General features: G+C 69.8%; 20 protein-coding genes and 1 pseudogene. 11 read left to right on the forward strand and 10 right to left on the reverse strand.

What is annotated here, in order from left to right:
• The first annotated feature begins 105 nt into the window (after positions 1-105).
• Complete coding sequence (locus tag STSP_RS06390) at positions 106-1,317, forward strand: ABC transporter ATP-binding protein (protein WP_067273264.1); 1,212 nt, start codon at positions 106-108, stop codon at positions 1,315-1,317.
• Positions 1,314-2,198, forward strand: coding sequence for an ABC transporter permease (locus tag STSP_RS06395; protein ID WP_067273276.1), 885 nt, complete (start codon positions 1,314-1,316; stop codon positions 2,196-2,198). The genes STSP_RS06390 and STSP_RS06395 overlap by 4 nt, the downstream gene beginning before the upstream one ends.
• A 27-nt stretch (positions 2,199-2,225) precedes the next feature.
• Here STSP_RS06395 and STSP_RS06400 read toward each other — a convergent pair whose 3' ends face one another.
• Positions 2,226-2,567 (reverse strand): ATP/GTP-binding protein, encoded by a 342-nt coding sequence (locus STSP_RS06400; protein WP_067273279.1) that lies wholly within the window; start codon positions 2,565-2,567, stop codon positions 2,226-2,228.
• A 212-nt stretch (positions 2,568-2,779) separates the two neighbouring features.
• Here STSP_RS06400 and STSP_RS06405 point away from each other — a divergent pair, with 212 nt between their 5' ends.
• Positions 2,780-3,808, forward strand: a complete 1,029-nt coding sequence (locus STSP_RS06405) for an LLM class flavin-dependent oxidoreductase (protein ID WP_067273284.1) — start codon at positions 2,780-2,782, stop codon at positions 3,806-3,808.
• A 240-nt stretch (positions 3,809-4,048) separates the two neighbouring features.
• On the opposite strand, the gene STSP_RS06410 is transcribed toward STSP_RS06405, so the two are convergent.
• Positions 4,049-4,441 (reverse strand): SCO5389 family protein, encoded by a 393-nt coding sequence (locus STSP_RS06410; RefSeq protein WP_067273287.1) that lies wholly within the window; start codon positions 4,439-4,441, stop codon positions 4,049-4,051.
• 264 nt (positions 4,442-4,705) lie between these two features.
• Between STSP_RS06410 and nucS the strand changes: the two genes are divergently transcribed.
• Complete coding sequence (nucS, locus tag STSP_RS06415; RefSeq protein ID WP_067273391.1) at positions 4,706-5,377, forward strand: endonuclease NucS; 672 nt, start codon at positions 4,706-4,708, stop codon at positions 5,375-5,377.
• 127 nt (positions 5,378-5,504) lie between these two features.
• Here the strand turns inward: nucS and STSP_RS06420 are convergent, their stop codons facing one another.
• From STSP_RS06420 to STSP_RS41140, 5 genes and pseudogenes are all read right to left on the reverse strand, one after another.
• Positions 5,505-8,066 carry an ATP-binding protein gene (locus STSP_RS06420; RefSeq protein WP_067273289.1) on the reverse strand — a complete coding sequence of 854 codons (2,562 nt, stop codon included), beginning with the start codon at positions 8,064-8,066 and terminating at the stop codon, positions 5,505-5,507.
• A 287-nt stretch (positions 8,067-8,353) separates the two neighbouring features.
• Complete coding sequence (locus STSP_RS06425) at positions 8,354-8,677, reverse strand: STAS domain-containing protein (protein WP_067273291.1); 324 nt, start codon at positions 8,675-8,677, stop codon at positions 8,354-8,356.
• A 254-nt stretch (positions 8,678-8,931) separates the two neighbouring features.
• Positions 8,932-9,780, reverse strand: a complete 849-nt coding sequence (locus STSP_RS06430; RefSeq protein ID WP_067273293.1) for a 3-hydroxyacyl-CoA dehydrogenase family protein — start codon at positions 9,778-9,780, stop codon at positions 8,932-8,934.
• Between the two features lie 128 nt (positions 9,781-9,908).
• The gene (gene iscB, locus STSP_RS06435) at positions 9,909-11,255 is read right to left on the reverse strand and encodes an RNA-guided endonuclease IscB (RefSeq protein WP_232789540.1); all 1,347 of its coding nucleotides are present in this window, start codon (positions 11,253-11,255) and stop codon (positions 9,909-9,911) included.
• A 621-nt stretch (positions 11,256-11,876) separates the two neighbouring features.
• Positions 11,877-12,316: pseudogene (locus STSP_RS41140) on the reverse strand (recombinase family protein).
• 67 nt (positions 12,317-12,383) lie between these two features.
• Here STSP_RS41140 and STSP_RS06445 point away from each other — a divergent pair.
• From STSP_RS06445 to STSP_RS06460, 4 genes are all read left to right on the forward strand, one after another.
• Complete coding sequence (locus STSP_RS06445) at positions 12,384-13,049, forward strand: ArsR/SmtB family transcription factor (RefSeq protein WP_067273301.1); 666 nt, start codon at positions 12,384-12,386, stop codon at positions 13,047-13,049.
• Complete coding sequence (locus tag STSP_RS06450) at positions 13,046-14,383, forward strand: MFS transporter (RefSeq protein WP_067273303.1); 1,338 nt, start codon at positions 13,046-13,048, stop codon at positions 14,381-14,383. Before STSP_RS06445 ends, STSP_RS06450 begins: the two co-directional genes overlap by 4 nt.
• A gap of 287 nt (positions 14,384-14,670) precedes the next feature.
• On the forward strand, positions 14,671-15,240 hold the full coding sequence (locus STSP_RS06455; RefSeq protein WP_067273308.1) for a GrpB family protein: 570 nt from the start codon (positions 14,671-14,673) through the stop codon (positions 15,238-15,240).
• A 137-nt stretch (positions 15,241-15,377) separates the two neighbouring features.
• The gene (locus STSP_RS06460; protein WP_067273311.1) at positions 15,378-15,950 is read left to right on the forward strand and encodes a cob(I)yrinic acid a,c-diamide adenosyltransferase; all 573 of its coding nucleotides are present in this window, start codon (positions 15,378-15,380) and stop codon (positions 15,948-15,950) included.
• On the opposite strand, the gene STSP_RS06465 is transcribed toward STSP_RS06460, so the two are convergent.
• Complete coding sequence (locus STSP_RS06465) at positions 15,870-16,508, reverse strand: hypothetical protein (RefSeq protein WP_067273318.1); 639 nt, start codon at positions 16,506-16,508, stop codon at positions 15,870-15,872. The genes STSP_RS06460 and STSP_RS06465 overlap by 81 nt on opposite strands.
• A gap of 152 nt (positions 16,509-16,660) precedes the next feature.
• Here STSP_RS06465 and STSP_RS06470 point away from each other — a divergent pair, with 152 nt between their 5' ends.
• The 3 genes from STSP_RS06470 (at position 16,661) to STSP_RS06480 (ending at position 19,999) form a co-directional block, all read left to right on the forward strand.
• Positions 16,661-17,875: a sensor histidine kinase gene (locus tag STSP_RS06470; protein ID WP_067273321.1), complete on the forward strand. Its 1,215-nt coding sequence runs from the start codon at positions 16,661-16,663 to the stop codon at positions 17,873-17,875.
• On the forward strand, positions 17,872-18,513 hold the full coding sequence (locus STSP_RS06475; RefSeq protein ID WP_067273326.1) for a response regulator: 642 nt from the start codon (positions 17,872-17,874) through the stop codon (positions 18,511-18,513). The genes STSP_RS06470 and STSP_RS06475 overlap by 4 nt, the downstream gene beginning before the upstream one ends.
• A gap of 250 nt (positions 18,514-18,763) precedes the next feature.
• Positions 18,764-19,999, forward strand: coding sequence for a glycoside hydrolase family 18 protein (locus tag STSP_RS06480; RefSeq protein ID WP_332835349.1), 1,236 nt, complete (start codon positions 18,764-18,766; stop codon positions 19,997-19,999).
• 97 nt (positions 20,000-20,096) lie between these two features.
• Here STSP_RS06480 and STSP_RS06485 read toward each other — a convergent pair whose 3' ends face one another.
• Positions 20,097-20,588, reverse strand: a complete 492-nt coding sequence (locus STSP_RS06485; RefSeq protein WP_067273328.1) for a DUF2550 domain-containing protein — start codon at positions 20,586-20,588, stop codon at positions 20,097-20,099.
• A 130-nt stretch (positions 20,589-20,718) separates the two neighbouring features.
• Positions 20,719-21,093 (reverse strand): F0F1 ATP synthase subunit epsilon, encoded by a 375-nt coding sequence (locus tag STSP_RS06490; protein ID WP_067273333.1) that lies wholly within the window; start codon positions 21,091-21,093, stop codon positions 20,719-20,721.
• Positions 21,094-21,209: the final 116 nt, after the last annotated feature.

Here is a 21,209-nt window from a genome sequence, read left to right on the forward strand (position 1 = left end):
CCCGTCCCTGCCGTCCTTTGGGTGGAACCGTCAGCGCCCCGATATCCTCCTAACCCTTACGGGGGCGCGCGCCCCGACGTCCTGACCTCTCGATGGGTGCGGAGAATGATCGAGGCAGTCGGCCTGACGAAGCGCTATGGCGACAAGACGGCCGTGTACAACCTTTCCTTCCAGGTGCGGCCGGGTGCCGTCACCGGCTTCCTCGGCCCCAACGGCTCGGGCAAGTCGACGACGATGCGGATGATCCTCGGCCTGGACCAGCCCACGTCGGGCCAGGTGACGATCGGCGGCTATCCGTACCGCAGGCTGCCGAACGCGCCGCGCCAGGTCGGCGCGCTGCTCGACGCCAAGGCCGTGCACGGCGGCCGGAGCGCCCGCAGCCACCTGCTGTGCCTCGCCCAGCTGTCGGGCATCCCGGCGCGGCGGGTCGACGAGGTGCTGGGCGTCGTCGGCCTGCAGGACGTGGCGAAGAAGCGGTCGAAGGGCTTCTCGCTCGGTATGGGGCAGCGCCTCGGTATCGCGGCCGCGCTGCTCGGCGACCCGCAGGTGCTGCTCTTCGACGAGCCGGTGAACGGTCTTGACCCCGAAGGCATCCTCTGGGTCCGCAATCTGATGAAGTCCCTGGCCGCCGAAGGCCGTACGGTGTTCGTCTCCTCTCACCTGATGAGCGAAATGGCGCTCACCGCCGACCACTTGATCGTGATCGGCCGCGGGCAGCTGCTCGCCGACATGAGCGTCAAGGACTTCATCTCGCACAACTCCGCGGACTTCGCACGGGTGCGGACGCCCGACACCGAGCCGCAGCAGCGGGAGAAGCTGACGGCCGCGCTGACCGAGGCCGGCGGCCAGGTGCTGCCCGAGCAGGACGGCGCGCTGCGCGTGACCGGTCTGCCGCTGCCGCGCATCAGCGACCTGGCGCACGAAGCGGACGTACGCCTGTGGGAGCTCTCGCCGCACCAGGCCTCGCTGGAGGAGGCGTACATGCGGATGACGCAGGGCGCCGTCGACTACCGCTCGACGATCGACCAGCGGGCCGGGCTCCAGCAGCCGCTCCCGCCGGGTGTGACGCCGCCGCAGCCGATGCCGGTGCCGGGCCAGGGGCAGTCCGGCTGGTACGCGCCCCCGCCGCCCCAGCAGGGCGGTCAGCCCTTCGCGATGCCGCAGGCTCCGGCCGGTGCGCCGTACGCGGGCGGGCAGGCCGCCGGTCCGTACGCCGCCGGGCCGGCTGCCGCACCGAACCCCTACGCACAGCCGCCGGCAGCCCCCGCCCCCGCCACCCCCGACACGACCCAGCGCACCAGCGAGGACCCCCGATGACGACGCCGCACCCGCAGCAGGTGAACCAGCAGGCGTACGCCCCCGCCCCGCAGGTACCGGCCGCCGCCCCGGCCGGCAACTGGCAGGCCGGACCGGGCGGTTTGTACACCTCGCCGATCCCCGTCACACGCACGCATCTCGGCCACGCGATCAGCTCGGAGTGGACGAAGATCAAGTCCGTGCGCTCCACGATGTGGACGCTGGGCGTCTTCCTGTTCCTGGTCATCGGGATCGGGCTGCTCGTCGCAACGCAGACGAACGACAGGGACTACGTGAACGTGCCGTTCAGTCTCCCGGCCTTCTTCGGCCTGGTGCTCGGCCAGATCTGCCTGATCACGCTCGGCGTGCTGGTGGTCTCATCCGAGTACGGTACGGGCATGATCCGCACCACCTTCACGGCGTCGCCGCAGCGCCACCGCGTGCTGGCGGCGAAGGTGCTGATCTACTTCGCGGTCGCCTACGTCACGTCCGCGGTCGCCATCGGGCTGGTGGGCCTGGCGACGTCGGCCATGCACAGCGGGCCCGAGGCCACGGGCACGGAGTGGGCCGGCACCGTCTTCAAGGGCGCGCTGTACGTGTCGTTGCTGGGCGTTCTGGCGCTTGCGGTCGGCTCGATGCTGCGCCACTCGGCGGGTGCGATCACCGCGATGCTGGGCCTGGTGCTGGTGCCCGCGATCCTGCCGGCGTTCCTCATGATCTCGCAGAGCACCCGAAAGATCGGCGAGAAGATGATGGACTACAACGCCCCGAATTCACTGGCCAAGATCTTCGGGCTCGACACCGAGAGCGGGCACGGCAACCCGCAGCTGTGGCTGCTGATCGGTCTGACCGTGGCCGCGCTCGCGGGCGCCTTCGCGCTGCTGGAGAAGCGCGACGTGTGACCGCCACTTGACGCCGGCCTCAACACCTCAGAACCGGGGCGCGTTACGGGACCGCTGCACCCGCGTGGTGCGGCGGTCCTTCGCGTTCCAGCAGGCCTTGTGCCAGTGGCGCCGGTCGTCCACACCCGCGTACTCGGGCCAGGCCACGACGTGCGCCATCCCGGACGCGATCTCCTGGTCGCAGCCGGGGCAGCGGTACGTCTTGCCGGCCGCGCTCGCGCCGGCGACATGGCGCACGCACCACTCCTCGCCGTGCCAGCTCTCCATGGACTGGAAGCCGCCGTAGCGGTCGCTGCGGTCCTCGTCCGCGCCCCAGCCGCCGGAGCCTCCACCCCGACGGGACGACGCACGGTTTCGACGCGGGGACACGGGCACACCTCACGGGCTATACAGGGAACACGGGCCGTGTCCAGCCTACGCGTCACGCCCATGGGTAGGCGCATGCCACCAACTACCCCAAAACCCCTCACATTCCGCCGACAATCGGCCAATCTCCTTACGTGCCCGTGCCTTTGGCACGTGTCATACGTTGTTGCCGGTAAGGGGGTTCGTCGCGTCGGCGCCAAGGAGGCATGAGTGCGATGCGCGTAGGAAGCTTTGTCCTGGCCGCCCAGTTCCCCGGCCAGGGTCAGGGAGAGGCCCTGCACCGGGCCGTACGGACGGCGGAGGTGGCCGACGAGGCCGGCCTGGACTCGGTGTGGATCGCCGAGCACCACTTCGTGCCGTACGGGACGTGCCCCTCGGCGGTGACGCTCGCCGCCCTGCTGCTCGGCCGCACCCGCCGCCTCCACGTCGGCACGGCGGTGAGCGTGCTGCCCACGGCGCATCCGGTGGCGCTCGGCGAACAGGCCGCGCTGCTGCACGTGACGTCGGGCGGCCGGTTCTCGCTGGGCGTGGGCCGCGGCGGGCCCTGGGTGGACCTGGAGGTCTTCGGCGCGGGCCTGGAGGCGTACGAGAAGGGGTTCCCGGAGTCCCTGGATCTGCTGCTGCGCTGGCTGAGCGAACCGCGCGTCGCGGGCACGGGCGAGCGGTTCTCCTTCCGCGAAGTCCCCGTCGTACCGCGGCCGGACGAGGCGATGACCGGACCTGCACGACCCGAGGTGCTCGTCGCCTGTACCTCACCGGCGAGCGTCCGGCTCGCCGCCGAGCGCGGTCTGTCGATGCTGCTCGGCATGCACTGCGGCGACGAGGAGAAGGCCGAAATGGTCTCCCTGTGGCGCACGGCGGCACGCGACGCCGGCCGCACCCCGGAGGAGATCTCCGCAGCCGCCCATGTCTCGGCCGGTGTCGTGCAGATCGCGGACCGCCGGGCGGAGGCCGAGGAGGCGCTGGCGAAAGCGATGCCCGGCTGGCTGCGGCAGGGCCTCGCCGCCCATGTCACGGTGGACGGCCGCGTACGCGGCATGCGCGACCCCTTCGCCTACACGGAGCTGCTCTGCGGGCTGCACCCCGTGGGCACACCGCGGCAGTGCGCCGACAGTCTCGCAGCGACCGCGGAGCGCACCGGCATCACGCGCTTCGCCCTGCTCGTGGAGGGCACGGGCGATCTGGCGGCGACCGAGGAGAACGTACGGAGGCTGGGGGCGGAGGTGCTGCCGCAGCTGGGATGAGGCCGGAAGGGGAGCGGGCGCGCCCACGCCGGCCGGCCACGCCCGCCGTGTGATGTCCGAGCCTCAGAAGAACATGCCGCATTCCGCCTCAGAAGAATGCCGCAAAAATGCCGCATCCCGCACCGTCGCATGTGACCGGCCGGCCAGGCCGCACGCCCACGCTCGCCCGTGCACCTTGGCGGGGAGCTGCCGCTCCGGCACTGCTTACACCTCCCGCGTACGGAGCGGCAGCAAAAGCTTTCAGCAGTCGCGGAATTCGGGCGACTGGTTCAGCAACTGGGCCCGCACCGACGTGAACCGGGCCAGCTTCTCGTCCACCTCGGGATCCAGCGGGAACACCGCCACGCGGTGGCAGTTCTGGAACGCCAGGCGGACACCGAAGTGCCGCTGCAGCGCGCCGCGTATCGCGTCACTCGCGAGTGCACGCAGAAGCTGCCCACGTGCCTGCTCGTCCGGCGGAGGCGTCTGGTTGTCGGCGAACGCACCGCCGTCGACCTTCAGCTGGGCCACCAGGGAGCTGATCATCTCCCATGCGTAAGGCAGGGAGGTCCGGACGCAGTCGACGAAGGCTGCTTCGTCGACCTCGCCTCGCTCGGCCTGTTCAAGTAGGGCCGGTGAGACGTCGAGCGACATGAGTTCTCCTCTCGGACCCCCGGGAAGTGGGGGCTGACGGACCGGGAAGGAGTTCGCGATATCGAACACGCTGTGTGCGCGTTTCGCGACCTCCTGCTTCCACGGTAAACATCGGATCCTGACCGCACCAGGAGAATGCACGCACAACCGGCCACCTGAGAACGGGGAGAAAAGGGGCAACCCGGAGGGCCGGGTCGAGGGCCGTGGTACACGAAAGGGACGAGAATCGCGTGGACCACGCCGCGTCGAGTAGCGTTGGCGACCATGCGTCTCGTCATTGCCCGCTGCTCCGTGGACTACGCGGGCCGGCTCACGGCCCATCTCCCGTCCGCTCCCCGACTGATCCTGGTGAAGGCCGACGGCAGCGTCTCGATCCATGCGGACGATCGGGCCTACAAACCCCTCAACTGGATGTCGCCGCCGTGCACCCTGAAGGAGGGTGACGGGGACGACGCGGGCGTGTGGACGGTCGTGAACAAGGCGGGCGAGAAGCTCATCATCACGATGGAGGAGATACTCCACGACTCCTCGCACGAACTGGGCGTGGACCCCGGCCTGATCAAGGACGGTGTGGAGGCGCACCTGCAGGAGCTGCTCGCCGACCGCATCGAGACCCTCGGCGAGGGCTACACCCTCATCCGCCGCGAGTACCCGACGGCCATCGGCCCGGTCGACATCCTGTGCCGGGACGCCGACGGCGGCACGGTCGCGGTGGAGATCAAGCGGCGTGGCGAGATCGACGGTGTGGAACAGCTCACGCGCTATCTGGAACTGCTGAACCGCGACCCGCATCTCGCGCCGGTCAAGGGCGTCTTCGCGGCCCAGGAGATCAAGCCGCAGGCGCGCGTGCTCGCCACGGACCGCGGCATCAGCTGCACCGTCCTGGACTACGACGCACTGCGCGGCATCGAGGACGACAAGCTGCGCCTGTTCTGACCCTCGGCAGTACGGGCAAGGGGGCCGGATCCGTTCGGGATCCGGTCCCCTTGCCCGTACGCCTGCCGTACGCCTGTTCCGTCGTTGTACGTGGTCCGTACGGCGGCGCCTTACCGCCGTACGCGCGTCAGATGACCGACGACGCGCCGCTCGTATCCGACGCGCCCCCGCTCGGCGACGCGGGTTCGCTGCTGTCGTCCGGGCTGCTCTCCACGGGACTGCTCTGCACCGGGCTGCTCGGCGCCGGGCCGCTGGCCGAGTCCGAGGTGTCCGGGGTGGAGGGTTCGTCGGACGGCGTCGGGTCGTCCGACGGTGTGGGGTCGTCCGAGGGCGTCGGATCGTCCGAAGGCGTCGGGTCGTCCGAAGGCGTCGGGTCGTCCGGCGTCTCGGACGGCGGCTTCGAGGGCGACTTCGACGGGGACTTGCTCGGCGACTTGGTCGGGTCGTCCGGGTCCTTGGAGCCCGTGGCGTCGTCGGACGGCTCCGCGCTCGCGCTCGGCGTCGGGTCGTCGGCCGTGCCGAGGATGCCGTCCTCGCCCGGGTCGGTCGGACGCTTCGTCGAGTCGGTGTCGCCGTCGTCCCCTTCGTCCGCCTTGTCGGCGCCGATGCCACCGCCGTCCGTACCCTCGCTCACGGACGGGTTCACGCCGACCTTCTCCGAGGGCCCCGGGTCGTTGCCCGACGTGGCGCCGAGAGTCACCACGGTGCCGAGCACGGCGACGAGGAGGGCTCCCGCGCCCGCTGCCACCAGATTGCGCCGGGTGCCGCTGAGGATGGTGCGCCGGGCGCCGGCGGGCTCGGCTTCGCCGCCTGGACGGGCCCCGTCGCGGTGGGTGACGAGGGTGGCCTCCGCCGCCGGCTGGGCGAGCGGATACGCGGCCGGCACGCCGCCGGGGGGCGACGCGGACTCCTCGTAGCGCGCGTCGGGCACCTCCTCGCCCGCCGCCGTCCGCCCGCCGGGCGGCGTGGCGCCCGAGCGGTCGGCGACCAGCGCCAGGGCCCTGCGGCCCGCGACGGTGCCGCGCTTGTCGGCGAGCGCCCCGCGCAGGCCTATGGAGGCCTCCAGCTCGACGCGGGCGCGGTCGAGGTGACCGCCGCAGAGCGCGAGGATCCCCAACTCGTGGTGGAAGTAGGCCTGTTCGCCGACCTCACCGGAGGCCCTGGCCGCCTCGGAGCCGGACCGCAGCGCCCGCTCCCAGGCGCCCCAGGCGAGCCCGGCGGCGAACGCGGGCGCGGCGGCGCGCGCCAGCTGCACGGCGTCGCTCTGCTCCTCGGCGTCCGGCTCGGCGGCCGTGGTGAGGGGCACGGCGAGGCTCAGTGCCGTGAGTACGGCGTCGGCCTCCGCTGAGACCCGCTCCGGGGTGACCGAGGGGTGACTGGCCCACCATGCGTAGTGCCGGGCGGCGGTGCGGACCCGGTCGTCGGCGTCGGCGGCGTACCCGGCGCTCTCCAGCTGGGCCGCCACACCGGCTGCCAGCCGGTAGCGGGAGCCGACCGGCGTGACGAGGGCGCACTCGACGAGCTCGGCGAGGGCCGCGTCGGCATGGGTGTCGCCCACCAGGGCGGGCAGATGTGCCTGGTGCGGCACTTCGCCGCCGAGCACGACGGCGAACCGCAGCGTGACCCGGGCCGACTTGCTCAGGCGTGACGCGAGCAGCGCGGCGGGCGCGGCGCCTTCGGCGAGCGAGGGCAGCGGTACGTCGTGTCCGTCCTCGGCGTCGAAGGGCGCGTCGACCGGCGCGTCGGCGTAGTAGCCGAAGGCGTCGAAGGCGTTCGGGTCGGCGCGCAGCACATCGCGCTGGCGCAGCAGAGCGCCCGCCTGGACGAAGCGCAGCGGCAGCCCCTCGGACTCGAACCACAGGTCGCCGGCCCAGTTCGCCTCGTCCTCGGTGAGGACCCGGCCGACGGCGCGCTCGAGAAGCTCCAGGCCACCGCTGCGGCTCAGCCCGCCGAGGAAGACCTCTTCGAGGTGCGAGTCCGCGGAGGGCGAGGCGACATCGGGAGTGGCCGAGACGAGGAAGGCGCACTCGGGCGTCGCCTCGAGCAGCTCGTCGAGCGCGCTGCCGCCGAACTCGAGGTCATCCAGGACGACGACCGCGCCTATCTCACGGACATGGTCGCGGACTTGGGCCTCTTCGGGCCGGTGGAGCGGCGCGTTGTACACGGCCGCGAACAGCTCGTACAGCAGTTCGTCCGCCGTGCGCCCGTAGCCCGAGAGCCGGACGACGCCGTCCGGGGCGAGGTCCGCGCAGTCCTCGGCGACGGCGTCGAGCAGGGCCGTGCGCCCCGAACCGGCGGGGCCGGTCAGCCGTACGGAACGGCCGCGCTGCAGCAGCCGTGCGAGCCGCTCGCGCTCTTCCTGGCGCTCGAGGAGCGGCATTCTGGGCAGCGCGGGCCCGGGCGGCTCCGGCGGCCGGCTCGCGCGGCGCAGCTCGGCACGCTCGGCGGCCGTGAACTTCACGGGGCCCGGCGGCCGTTCGCCCGGCGGGCAGGGTTCGATCTCGCTGCCGTCGACGGGATTGACGGTGAGCAGGAAGTCGCCCGAGACGAGCTGGACGGTGCGGGCGAGCGCCGGTGCTGCGTGCTGCCCGAAGTCGGGCGTGAGCGGGTCGCGCGGCGGGCGCTTGGGTGCGGCGCCTTCGCCGGTGTGGCCGTCATGGCCGTAGTCGTCGTTGTTCGTCGGGTCCATGGTCAAGCCCCCCAAAAGCGTCGTGTGCGGAGCCCCTCCCGGCCTTGTGCACACTGCGCTGTCGCTTCTGGTCCGGTGCCCGTCGGTGGGTCCGTCGTTCAGAACGGGCGACCGCACCCTAGACCTTCGCACAGTATGTACGAACAGCCGGGGTCCTGCGCCGTCCGAGACGTCACAGTCTCGTGAGGATTGCGCGCGAGGGGCCTGTCACGGCCTGTCGCGCCGGCGTCACGGATGTCACCCGGCGAACTGCGGAAACACCGGCAGCCCTGCCCCCGTCGTCCCCGTCAGACGCGGGGCAGGGATTCGACCCCGATGCCGCCCTCGATGGCCAGGATGCGGTGCAGCCGGGTGGCCACGAGCAGCCTCTGCATCTGGGGCGGAACGCCGCGCAGCACGAGCCGGCGGCCGCAGCGCCCGGCCCGCCGGTGTACGCCCATGATGACCCCGAGCCCGGTGGCGTCCCAGGAGTCCAGCTCTGACAGGTCCAGCACGAGATCGCCGACACCGTCGTCGACAGCCGTGTGCAGGGCCGTTCGGGCGTCCGCCGCGCTGCGGACGTCGAGGCGGCCCCCGACGACCAGCTCGGCGTGGTCGCCCCTGATGTGCATATGCGCTCCCCGAGATTCCTGAGTTTCCTGAGTAGGTGATCTTGTCTGCGTTTGTCACTCGTCACTGCAACTGACTGCCGGTCGGGCAGAAGCGTTGCTGCTTGTAAGCGAACCGGTACCGAATTCACTCGATGAGGCGATACCACGACCCCGATGGAGCGCCCTCGCGACCTGGGGGCGCCCCAGGCCCTCACAACATTGCGGAAAGGCCGCCCCGGCGAGCCAGGCGCTGTCAGCCCGTGCGCCGTGCTCGGTCAGTACCTGTAGAAGCCCTGCCCGCTCTTGCGACCGATGTCACCGGCGTCAACCATCCGGCGCATCAGTTCCGGCGGAGCGAACTTCTCATCCTGGGACTCGGTGTAGATGTTGCTCGTGGCATGCAGCAGGATGTCGACGCCCGTCAGATCGGCCGTGGCGAGCGGGCCCATGGCGTGGCCGAAGCCCAGCTTGCAGGCGAGGTCGATGTCCTCGGCCGTCGCCACGCCCGACTCGTACAGCTTGGCCGCCTCGACGACGAGAGCCGAGATGAGGCGCGTGGTGACGAAGCCGGCGACGTCGCGGTTCACGACGATGCAGGTCTTGCCGACCGATTCGGCGAACTCCCGCGCGGTGGCGAGGGTTTCGTCGCTCGTCTTGTAGCCGCGGACGAGCTCGCAGAGCTGCATCATCGGCACCGGCGAGAAGAAGTGCGTGCCGACGACACGCTCGGGGCGCTCGGTGACCGCCGCGATCTTGGTGATCGGGATGGCGGAGGTGTTCGAGGCGAGCACCGCCCGCTCGCCCACGAGCTTGTCGAGCGCCCGGAAGATCTCGTGCTTGACCTCGAGCTTCTCGAAGACGGCCTCGACGACGATGTCGGCGTCCGCGGCCGCATCCAGATCGGTGGTCGCGGTGATCCGCGCGAGCGCCGACTGAGCAGCCTCCGCGTCCATCTTGCCCTTGGCGACGAACTTGTCGTACGAGGCCTTGATGCCGTCCGTGCCACGGGTCAACGCCTCGTCGGTGACATCGCGCAGAACGACGTCCCACCCCGCCTGGGCTGAGACCTGGGCGATACCGGACCCCATGAGTCCGGCTCCGATGACGGCAAGCTTCCGTGCCACTGTGTCGACTCCCCTGAACGGCTTACACACTGCTTATCTTCGGCCCTGCGGCGGAGACTAGCGTCCGCCGGGTGTTCATTGGGCGGTTAGAGATGCGCGTCACGTCCCGGATGCTGGACATCACATCGTCACGTACGGCGCCCCACCGAGGCGCCTTCCGGACGTTGGCCGTAGCCGTAACCGTCCGCTCGCTGCAGGAGCCGGAGATGGCGATGGTGGATTCCTTGGACCAGCCCTGCTGCTGTGCGGATGTTGAAACGGCCTGTGGCCCGAACGGCCACTCGACCCGTGTGCTTCCCCTGGTACCTGCCCGAGGGCAGCGACGCGGAGACCAGATCCCCCGTGGAATAGCCGTAGTGCTGCTTGTCACGGGGGCGGAGTAGCCGCGGGAAGCCGAACTTGTCAGGCGTGGTACGTGCATAAAGGCCTCTGCCCGTGGCCGTGACGACCAGCACGGCTTCCGGGTGCCGGACCACGATTGCCGCTTCGGGGAGCTCGCCGACGCACAGGGCGTCCAGGGTGTGCGTCTTGGCCAGACGCATGCGGGTTCTGTTGTATTTCGTCCGCCCTCCGGACCATGCCCGCACGGGCATATTGAGTTCGGACAGTGCCAGGCACAGTTGCTGGCGAGTGGCGTTCATCGCAGCGGCGTCCCTGAGGGACGCCTTAGCTTGCGCTTCGACTCTCGCGAGCCGGTCAGGTTGGTCCGCAAGGAACTCAGCAAGAGGCATGACGCCCTTGGCCTGGTTGCATGGACCGCATGCCAGGGTCAGGTTGGAGACACGATCGCTCCCGCCTCGCGCCCGAGGCCGGATGTGCTCGATCTGCAAGGGGACGCCGACCGCACCGCAGTAGGCGCAGGCGCGGCCCCACTTGGCAAGCAGGTACTCCCGAATCTCATAGCCGTACAGGGTTCCCTGCTGATACTCAGCCCCTTCCAGTGGGCGCCCCGCTGACAGAGCGTGCGTGTCGAATGCCGCGCTCTCCATGTGAGCCTCGCTCACCGGAAACAACCGTACAAGTCGCCGCACGATGGAAACCGTACTGTCGACGCGATGCTGAATGGAGGGCGGGAGCCAACCAGGCTCCCTCGCGCGATTGTCAAAGCGCGGGGCCCTGTACCGCAGATTCGAGCTGCGGCGACGGCGCCGGTACGCCGCCCGCTGCTGCATCCGCTTACTGATGTAGCTCCCTCGATGCACCAGTTCAGCCGCGAACAGGCCGCGGCGCACGCGGAAGGGTGCTGTCGATGGGACGACCGCATCCTGATCCACGGTAATCGCGATGCCGGTTCCCTTGCTCCCGGGATCGATCCTCACCGCGACGCCGGCCACCTCGGACTGCTCCAGGAGCCGGTCCTTGAGCCGAATGGCGAAGGGGGTGTGGTTGGCAACGACCGCGCGCCCCTGGTCCAGGAGCTTCCGGGCCCGAGCCGGGTGCGTCGGTATGAGTGGTCTGCCGCGGCGGTCCAGCACAGGCACACAGGCTGCCCCAGCCGTGGGCGTACGAACGGTGGTACCGCCCTCACGGGCGGCGACTGCTCCCTCGGCGCTGGGCTCCTCTTGGGCGCCCAGCGCCTCGGGGTGACGCTCCCGGCGCTGGGTGCTGCCACCGGGAGTCTCCCCTCGCTCATGTCCGATGCCAGTGCCGTCGGTCGATCGCCGACGGAGTCCGCGTCCCGTTTCGTCCCTGCTCCCAGGGTTGTCTGCTGGCGCGGATTCCAGAGCCCGCCGCTGAGGAAGCACGACGGGGTGGGTGGGCTCGCTTACACCGAACGTAGTCATCAAGGCACCCCCTTTGACTGATGACTGGAGCTGGTCAGCCCTGAGTGCACCTCGTCGGAAGTGCAGCCACCAGCCAGACCGGCCGGGGAGCGACTGACGTCTCACATGACGGACGCGCTCGAGCCCAGCAAAGACCCTGAACGCCTGTCTGCGTATCAAACGAGCAGTCGAATGAAAGGTCACGCTGCCACTTGCGGCCCCGGGAGTATCGGGGCGGAATTCGGCGGGGAGCCGCTGATCACTCTGCCGACGGCATAAGGCGGGGCAATCCGGGCGCGCGCACTACCTCGGCGAGCGCGAGGCGGCCACCCTTCAGTTCGGGCATGTTCTTGTAGATGGTGCTGCGGGAGACGCCGAGGAGCTTCGCGATCGAGGCGACAGTTCCTCCGGGCGAAGTGAGCAGGTCGCGGGCGAGGCGCGGGCGGCGTCCAGGCCCTCGTTGGTGCGTTGGTCGATGAGTTCGCGGATGAACTCCGCGAGGGCGGCGAAGACGTGGAAGACGAGGCGCCCGCCCGGGGGGTGATGTCGAGTGCCTCGAGCAGCGAGGTGAAGCCGATGCCGCGCTTGCGCACGCCGGACACGATGGAGATGAGGTCCTGGATGAAGCGGCCAAGCCGGTGCAGTGACGGGACGACCAGGGTGTCACCTTCACGGAGGTAATCGAGGGCCTTCCACAGTTCCTCGCGCTCGGCGCTCTTGCCGGACTTCTCGCCGGCGAAGATCCGCGTGGATCTGCCGTCGAGCGTCTGCAGTCAACCACAAAGAGTTCTTCGCGAAGAACCCTTTGCGAAGAACTGTTTGCGGTCTACAGTGCGCGGTATGACTGAACCGAGTGAGATCCCGCAGGGCACGAACCCTGATCCGAACACGGTCGTTCTGGATGCCAAGGGGCTGCGTGCCCTCGCACACCCGGTACGGGTGCAGTTGGTCGGACTGCTGCGGAAGCATGGCCCGTCGACGGCCACCCGGCTTGCGGAGCAGCTGGGCGTCAATTCCGGCACGGCCAGTTACCACCTGCGCCAGCTCGGAGCGGCGGGTTTCGTCGAGGAGGACACGGAACGCGGCAATGCGCGAGAGCGCTGGTGGCGTTCGGTGCATCGGACGACGTGGTTCAACGACCACGATCTCGCTGAGCGGGAGCCTGAGGCCGCACTGGCTTACCTGCAGTCCGTCGCCGCCACCTACACCATGCGCACTCAGCAGGCGCTCAACGGGCTTCAGACGATGCCCCGCGAGTGGCGGGACACCTTCGACATGAGCGACTGGGCCCTGCGGCTCACCTCCGAGGAGGCTTCCGCACTGTATGAGGAGTTGCGGGGAGTGATCACCCGCTATCGGCAGGACACGCCGGAAGCAGCGGCGCAGGCTCCTGAGGGCGCCGAGCGGTTCTCTGTGATCACCTACCTTCTGCCCGAGTCGGATCCGTCCGCCTCATCGGCGGTGTCTTCCAGTGCTGAGAAGGCGACGGGGACGGAGAAGCCGTGACGGAGAGCGTCCCGGGTACCGACGGCACATCCAGCGTGCGTACCTTACGGCCGCTGGGCGGGGTGCTCGCGGCGATGGCGGTGTCGCTGACCGGCACTCGGATCTCGGGCATCGCGCTGCCCTGGTTCGTGCTCGTCACGACGGGCAGCGCCACCCAGACCGGGCTGGTCGCCTTCTGCGAGATGACTCCGTATGTGGTGGTCAAGGCGCTCACCGGGCCGCTAGTGGACCGAATAGGCCCGCGCATCGTCTCCTGGACCACCGACCTGGCCAGCGCGACCGCCGCCGCTGTCGTTCCCCTGCTCCACGCCCTGGACCTACTCTCCTTTCCCCTGCTGCTGGTCCTTGTCGCGCTGATCGGCGCGGCCCGCGGCCCCGGCGACCTCGCCAAGGAAGTCATGGTGCCGGAGGCGGCCGACCACAGCCGGATACCGCTGGAGCGAGCCACGGGACTGTCCGGCGTTATCGAGCGACTCGCTTCCACCGTCGGCCCGGCGGTCGGCGGCTCCTTGGTGGCGCTACTCGGCCCCTTGACGGGTCTGGTTGTCAACGCAGTCTGCTTTGCGGCCGGATCGGTGATCATCGCACTGGCGCTGCCCCGGGATATGGGGCACGCACCTGCGCAAACCAAATCGCCGGACGGGGAGACAGAGCCGGGCTACTGGCGACGGTTCGGCGAGGGCTTCACCTTCCTGCGTAGAGACCCGTTACTCTTCGCCATCATCGTCATGGTCGGGGTTACCAACCTGCTGGATGCGGCTTTCACCTCGGTACTCATTCCTGTCTGGGCCAAGGAGTCCGGCAACGGGCCCGCAGCGATCGGCCTGATGGGCAGCATGGCGGGAGCCGCGGCGACCGGCGGGAGCCTACTGGCAGCAGCGATCGCGCACCGGCTGCGGCGCCGGGCGGTGTTCTTCACCGGGTTCTTCTTCGCCGGGGCGCCGAGGTTCCTGATCCTCGCCTCCGATGCGCCGATGGGTGTTGTGCTGGCCGTGTTCGTGTTCAGCGGGCTCGGTGCAGGCTTCCTCAACCCGATCATCGGGGCCGTCCTCTTCGAGCGAGTGCCGCGCCCGATGCTGGGCCGTGTCAACGCGCTCGGCGATTCGCTGGCCTGGTCCGGTATCCCCCTCGGCGGGCTGATCGCCGGGGCAGCCGTGGCCTCCGTCGGGCTGGTGCCGGTGCTGCTAGCTGGCGGGGCTATGTACTTCCTCACCACGAACCTGACTGGACTGCGGCCGGAATGGCGCGAGATGGACCGCATGCGGGGGCGAGGCGTCCCGAAGCAGCAGTCCGAGGACGATACACGGTCAACCAGCAGGAACCTCAGCACATGACGATTGCGGGAGGGAGAAATTGGCACGGTCTTCCTGCCACCGCTCCATCAGACCTCGTCTGCACCTTCATCAGCTGTACTTGGATCGCGCACCGGGCGCAGGCGAGTTGGCCTTCTCGCAACTTGCCCAGCACGGCGCCGGTTGAGTCCCTCGCTGTGTTCTCACCGTGAGTAGTGGTTGCGAAGTTTGCAGGTGTCAGGACCTACCGGATATGTCGCCGCAACAACTACCGAAGATGGCGGTTTTCGAGGGCCCACGGAATTGGCTGGACGGTAGCGTGCGGCGGTATGCCGTTTCCCGATGAGTGCATTCAAGTTGCAGTGGTCGACTACCGGCCGGAGTGGCCGAGGGAGTTTGAGCGGTTGGCCGAGCTGCTGCATGAGGCGCTGGGCGACCTGCCGGTTGCGATCGATCATGTGGGTTCGACCTCGGTGCCGGGTCTGCCGGCCAAGGACTGCATCGACGTGCAGGTCCGGATGCGGTCGATCGACGAGGCGCGTGTCGTTGCTCTCTTCGCCGCGATCGGCTTCCGGTGTCGGCCCGAGCCGTGGAATCGCTCCGAAGCCTCAGGTGGAATCCACTGTCGCAAGCTCGTCTTCGCGCCGCCGATCGGCGCCCGTTCGTGCAATGTCCACCTTCGGGAGAGCACCGGCCCCAACGCTCGTTATGCACTGCTGTTCCGCGACTATCTCCGCGCCGATGAACCTGCTCGCCGGGCATGGGGCGCGTTCAAGCATCGGCTGGCGGTGAGTGTGCCGGGCCTAATGGACTACGGACAGATCAAGGCTCCCGCCACCGACGTCTTGATGGCTGCTGCCGAGCGATGGGCGGCCGACACTGGCTGGACTGTCTTGTGACCGCCCGGCGTCAAGGCGACCGCGGATCCGCTGGGAGATCTGCGACGACATCCACGAAGCCCTCCTCAGCCCCGGATGCGCACTCAGCCGCTGGAGGCGGCTCGCGTCATCGCGTAAGGAGTTCTTAGGCTAGCCACATGGTCAACCTGACACGCATCTACACGAGGACCGGCGACAAGGGCACGACGGCCCTCGGCGACATGAGCCGCACCGCCAAGACGGATCTGCGGATCGCGGCGTACGCGGACGCCAACGAGGCGAACGCCGTCATCGGCACGGCGATCGCGCTGGGCGGCCTCGACGAGGAGATCGTCAAGGTCCTCGTCCGCGTGCAGAACGACCTGTTCGACGTGGGCGCGGACCTGTCCACGCCCGTGGTGGAGAACCCCAAGTTCCCGCCGCTGCGGGTCGAGCAGTTCTACGTCGACCGGCTCGAGGCGGACTGCGACCGCTTCAACGAGCAGCTGGAGAAGCTGCGCAGCTTCATCCTCCCCGGGGGTACGCCGGGCGCGGCCCTGCTGCACCAGGCGTGCACGGTGGTCCGGCGCGCGGAGCGTTCCACATGGGCGGCGCTGGAGGCGCACGGCGAGACGATGAACCCGCTGACGGCGACCTACCTGAACCGGCTGTCAGACCTGCTGTTCATCCTCGCCCGGACGGCCAACAAGGACGTCGGGGACGTGCTGTGGGTGCCGGGCGGGGAGCGCTGAGGCCTCCTTCTCCGGTGCGGGCCCGGCCGGGGCCTTCTTCGGCCAGATCGCGTACGTCAGCGCGATCAGGCCGTGGATGACGGCTGCCCGCCAGGCGGTGAACATCCAGCTCTGCAGCGTGCTCGTGCGGTCCGCGTCGTCGACGTACCAGATTGCGATCTGCAGCAGCGCGGTCGCGACGACGGCGGCGGCGAGCGTGCCGAGCCAGATCCTGCCCTCGTGGCGGGCGCGGGCCATGCCGTAGCGCGGCGGACGGGCCGGGCGCGGTGCGCCGCCGAAGCGGTGCGCGGCGTGGCCGTCGAGCCACTTCACCGTCCGGTGGCCGTGGCCGACGGTGTAGCCGATGTAGAGCGCGGCCAGACCGTGCTCCCAGCTCGGTTCGGCCCCGTTCTTCAGGTCGATGGCCGTGGCGACCAGGAGGACGACTTCCAGGAGCGGCTCGCAGAGGAGCAGCGCGAGGCCGGTACGCGGCATCCGTAGCAGGTAGCGGGTGGCCAGACCCGCTGCCAGCAGCACCCAGAATCCGATTTCACAGGCGATGATCAGTCCGACGATCACGACGCGCTCCTCTCGGTCACCCCTCCAGACTTCCGTCCGTCCGGGCCCGCCTCGTCGTCGCCGATGACGAAGTCGCACTGCATCCTTCGATGTAGTCGCGAACCGTTCCGGAGGATCAGGCGACGAGCGCAGACGCCGTGTTGGATGGAGTCATGGCCGTACGACTCCCCCACCCCCACCGCCACGACGTGCGGATCGCGCTCGGCGGGCTGCTCGGCGGACTCCTTCTGTACGGCGTCGGCCTCGGCCTCCGGGCCGCCGACGACCCGATCGTGCTGTGGTCCGACAGCCGGGTGCTGCTGGTGCCGCTCGTGGTGATGGCGGGTTGCGAGCTGCTGCGCCGGACCATGCCTCGTACGGGTCTGCTGATCGGCACGGCCGCGGTGATCGCCGATTACCTCACCCGGGGCAGCCTGGCCACGGTCCTGATGTTCACGGACCTCATGTACGCGGCGGTGCTGTACGGCCCTCCGGCCTCCGCCCGGCGCATCCCGTGGATCACCGGACTGCTGACGGTGGCGGGCACGGTGGTGCCCCTGGCCGTCTGGCGCGAGCCGGAGGCTCTGCTGGTCGGCGTGGTCGTGGGCCTGGTCGCGCTGATGCCCGCCGCCACCGGCTGGATCGTCCGCAACCACCGCGACACGGCCGCCGCCGAGCGCCTGCGGGCCGAGCAGACCGCTTTGCTCGCCGAGATGGACCGCACCCAGGCCGTCACCGCCGAACGTGCCCGTATGGCCCGGGAGTTGCACGACATGGTGGCCAACCACCTGTCCGCGATCGCCATCCACTCCACGGCAGCGCTCTCGCTGGACGACCCGGGCACCTCGAAGGAGGCTCTCTCCGTCATCCGCGAGAACAGCGTCGAGGGACTGGCCGAGATGCGGCGGCTGATCGGCATCCTGCGGGACGGCAGCGGCGAGAGGGCCCCGGCCGCGGCCCCCACCCTCGATGGTCTCGGCGCGCTGGTGGAGGGCGCGTGCACCAACGGCCTCGACGTCACGCTCGACGCCGCGCACGGGAAGCTCCCGGCCCCGGTGGAGCTCGCCGCGTACCGGATCGTCCAGGAGTCCCTGACCAACGCCCTCAAGCACGCGTCCGCCGGCCGGGTCGTCGTGACGCTCACCCCACTCGACGCATCGCTCACGGTGCGGGTGACCAGCCCGTACGGCGGCGACGGCGGCGCGCCTCGCGCACCCGGCTCCGGGGCCGGGCTCGTCGGCATGCGGGAGCGGACCGCGTTACTGGGCGGCAGCTTCGAGGCCGGGCCCGAGGACTCGCCCGACGGCAAGGTCTGGTCCGTACGCGCCACACTGCCCATCGCCCAAGGACCGCCGATCGCCCAAGGCCCGCAGGGAGGTACCGCATGATCCGCGTGCTCGTCGCCGAGGACCAGGCCGCCGTGCGGGCCGCGTTGGTGCTGATCCTGCGCAGCGCGCCCGACATCGAGGTGGCCGGCGAGGCCGCGGACGGCGAGCAGGCGGTCGCGCTGGCCCGTGAGCTCCGCCCGGACGTGGTCCTGATGGATGTTCAGATGCCCCGGCTCGACGGTGTGTCGGCCACCCGTCAGGTGGTCGCCGAACAGCTCGCGGACGTACTCGTGCTGACGACCTTCGACCTCGACGAGTTCGTCTTCGGCGCCCTGCGCGCGGGAGCGTCCGGTTTTCTGCTCAAGAGCGCCGAGGCGAAGGACCTGCTGGAGGCCGTCCGTACGGTTGCACGCGGCGAGGGTCTGATCGCCCCGGCCGTCACGCGGCGGCTCATCGCCGAGTTCGCCGCGAAGCCCGTATCAGCGCCGGGCCCGGACCCGTCCCTCCTGGACACCCTCACACGCCGCGAGCGCGAGGTGCTCTGCTGCCTCGGCGAAGGGCTCTCGAACGCCGAGATAGCAGTACGCCTTGAGATGGCCGAGGCGACCGCGAAGACCCATGTCAGCCGGCTGCTGGGGAAGCTGGAGCTGCGCAGCAGAGTGCAGGCGGCCATGCTGGCGCAGGAGTTGGGCCTCTAGTCCGCGCTGCCCGGGCCCCCGCGGGAGGCGCCACAATTGGTCCAGACCCCTTGACCAAAGGTCCAGACCTTTCTATTCTCGCCGCACTGCGGTGAGCGTGTCATTTCACGACAAGTCTCGGTCCGTACGTGTCTTTTGACCGTGCGCGCCGTCGACCATGCGCGCTCACGGGCGTCGCAGGCCTGGTTCCACCCCCTTACGACCGGACCGCACCCCGAGGAGGCGCTGGATGCGCTTCAAGCTCAGAGCCGTGGCAGGGTTCGCAACCCTGCTGCTGCCGCTCACCGCCCTGGCAGCACTGGCAAGCCCGACCGCTGCCGCCACCGACACCACCAAGGCCCAGGACAAGGACGCGATCGCCGGGCCCGCGGCAGGCAAGGTCAAGCTCGGTTACTTCATCGAGTGGGGCGTCTACGGCCGCGACTACCACGTGAAGAACCTGGTGACGTCCGGCTCCGCCGGCAAGATCACGCACATCAACTACGCGTTCGGCAACGTCGAGGGCGGCAAGTGCACCGTCGGCGACAGCTGGGCCGACTACGAGAAACCGTACTCCGCAGAGCAGTCCGTGGACGGCGTCGCGGACGCCGACGACCAGACGCTGCGCGGCAACTTCAACCAGCTCCGCAAGCTCAAGGCCAAGTACCCGAACATCAAGGTGCTCTGGTCCTTCGGCGGCTGGAGCTGGTCCGGCGGCTTCACGGAGGCCGCCAAGGACCCGGCCGCATTCGCCGACTCCTGCTACGACCTCGTCGAGGACCCGCGCTGGGCGGATGTCTTCGACGGCATCGACATCGACTGGGAGTACCCGAACGCCTGCGGCCTGACCTGCGACACCAGCGGCGCGGCGGCGTTCGGGGACATGATGTCCGCGCTGCGCGCGAAGTTCGGCGCCAAGAACCTCGTCACGGCCGCGATCACCGCGGACGCCTCAGACGGCGGCAAGATCGACGCCGTCGACTACGGAACCGCGTCGCAGTACGTCGACTGGTACGACGTGATGACGTACGACTTCTTCGGCGCCTGGGCGGCGAACGGCCCCACAGCCCCGCACTCCCCGCTCACGTCGTACTCAGGCATCCCGGCCGAGGGGTACAACTCGGCCGCCGCCATCGCCAAGTTGAGGGCGCAGGGCGTCCCGGCCTCCAAGCTGCTGCTCGGCATCGGCTTCTACGGCCGCGGCTGGACGGGCGTCACGCAGTCGGCACCGGGCGGCACGGCGACCGGTCCCGCCGCGGGCACCTACGAGGACGGCTTCGAGGACTACAAGGTCCTCAAGAAAACGTGCCCGGCCACCGGCACCATCGCGGGCACGGCCTACGCGCACTGCGGCACGGACTGGTGGAGCTACGACACCCCGAGCACCATCCGCTCCAAGATGAGCTGGGCCAAGGAGAAGGGACTGGGCGGCGCGTTCTTCTGGGAGTTCAGCGGCGACACCGCGAACGGCGAGCTGGTGGCCGCCATCAACAACGGCTTGAAGTAGTCGCGTCATCCCTTGAGACCGGCGGTACGACCGCCCGCAGACGAAGCCGGGGAGACAGGAACGCCCCCTGTCTCCCCGGCTTCTCCCCTTTTAAGGCTCAGGCGACGTTGACCCTCTGCCCCGGCGGCGCCGCCTCCAGCCACGCCAGGAAGCCGGTGAGTGCGTCCTCGCTCATCGCCAGCTCGAGCCGCGTCCCGCGGTGCGTACATGCCAGCACGATCGCGTCGGAGAGGAGCGCCAGCTCCTCCTCGCCCTCAGGTGCGCGGCGGCCGACCACCTCGATCGCCGAGCGCTCGAGGACACGGCGGGGCCGGGGAGCGTACGAGAAGATGCGGAACCACTCGACGCGGTCGCCGCTGTACCGGGCGATGCCGTAACCCCAGCCCTTGCCGGAGGGGGTCCCGCCGGCGTCGCCGGAGACGGTGCCGGGGCCGACCGGGGCGCCCGTGTCCGGGGCGCTCCAGCGCAGACTGCAGTCGAAGGTGCCACCCGAACGCTGAATGAGCCGTCGGCGCAGCCCGAAGGCAAAGAGCCCCACCAGCACCAGCGCGATGATCACGAGACCGCACACAACCAGAGCGAGGATCATCGGCACCGACCTCCTCGCCCCATCAGTAACGGCTCAAACAGATTGCACCCGCATTGCCTCAGCCGCGGCCCGGTCCGGAGTGGCACTCCAGTCCTGGCCGCGGCTGAGTCACGTAATGTCGCGCGCCCGCTCAGCGCGCCGCCGCCGCACGCAGCCGGACTTCCGCGCGGCGCTCGGCGAAGCGGTCAGCCTCCGTCTGCGCACGCTCGAGAGCCCGCTCCGCGCGCTGGACATCGATCTCGTCGGAGAGCTCGGCGATCTCGGCCAGCAGCGACAGCTTGTTGTCCGCGAACGAGATGAATCCGCCGTGCACCGCCGCCACGACGGTCCCGCCGTCGGTCGTACGGATCGTCACCGGGCCCGATTCCAGCACACCGAGCAGCGGCTGGTGACCGGGCATGACGCCGATGTCGCCGGACGTGGTGCGCGCGACGACCAGGGTGGCCTCGCCGGACCAGACCTGGCGGTCGGCGGCGACCAGCTCGACGTGCAGCTCAGCAGCCAAGGGTGGCTCCTCGGGTCACCACCCGGCGGTTCAGCCGGGTGTTGGGTCATAAGTCTAGTAGGGCTCGGGCGGCCAAGGCGTCCGGGCCCGCCCCGTGCCTCTCGGCCGGGGTCCGG

It is taken from the genome of Streptomyces jeddahensis (genome assembly GCF_001642995.1).
Taxonomy (GTDB): domain Bacteria; phylum Actinomycetota; class Actinomycetes; order Streptomycetales; family Streptomycetaceae; genus Streptomyces; species Streptomyces jeddahensis.

What these genes read in the sequence shown, in the direction of transcription:
- STSP_RS06475 (WP_067273326.1), top strand. Translation starts at nt 17,872, where the DNA reads ATGATCCGCGTGCTCGTCGCCGAGGACCAGGCCGCCGTGCGGGCCGCG.
- STSP_RS06485 (WP_067273328.1), bottom strand. Translation starts at nt 20,588, where the DNA reads ATGATCCTCGCTCTGGTTGTGTGCGGTCTCGTGATCATCGCGCTGGTG.
- nucS (WP_067273391.1), top strand. Translation starts at nt 4,706, where the DNA reads ATGCGTCTCGTCATTGCCCGCTGCTCCGTGGACTACGCGGGCCGGCTC.
- STSP_RS06390 (WP_067273264.1), top strand. Translation starts at nt 106, where the DNA reads ATGATCGAGGCAGTCGGCCTGACGAAGCGCTATGGCGACAAGACGGCC.
- STSP_RS06405 (WP_067273284.1), top strand. Translation starts at nt 2,780, where the DNA reads ATGCGCGTAGGAAGCTTTGTCCTGGCCGCCCAGTTCCCCGGCCAGGGT.
- STSP_RS06470 (WP_067273321.1), top strand. Translation starts at nt 16,661, where the DNA reads ATGGCCGTACGACTCCCCCACCCCCACCGCCACGACGTGCGGATCGCG.
- STSP_RS06395 (WP_067273276.1), top strand. Translation starts at nt 1,314, where the DNA reads ATGACGACGCCGCACCCGCAGCAGGTGAACCAGCAGGCGTACGCCCCC.
- STSP_RS06445 (WP_067273301.1), top strand. Translation starts at nt 12,384, where the DNA reads ATGACTGAACCGAGTGAGATCCCGCAGGGCACGAACCCTGATCCGAAC.
- STSP_RS06455 (WP_067273308.1), top strand. Translation starts at nt 14,671, where the DNA reads ATGCCGTTTCCCGATGAGTGCATTCAAGTTGCAGTGGTCGACTACCGG.
- STSP_RS06460 (WP_067273311.1), top strand. Translation starts at nt 15,378, where the DNA reads ATGGTCAACCTGACACGCATCTACACGAGGACCGGCGACAAGGGCACG.
- STSP_RS06420 (WP_067273289.1), bottom strand. Translation starts at nt 8,066, where the DNA reads ATGGACCCGACGAACAACGACGACTACGGCCATGACGGCCACACCGGC.
- STSP_RS06425 (WP_067273291.1), bottom strand. Translation starts at nt 8,677, where the DNA reads ATGCACATCAGGGGCGACCACGCCGAGCTGGTCGTCGGGGGCCGCCTC.
- STSP_RS06410 (WP_067273287.1), bottom strand. Translation starts at nt 4,441, where the DNA reads ATGTCGCTCGACGTCTCACCGGCCCTACTTGAACAGGCCGAGCGAGGC.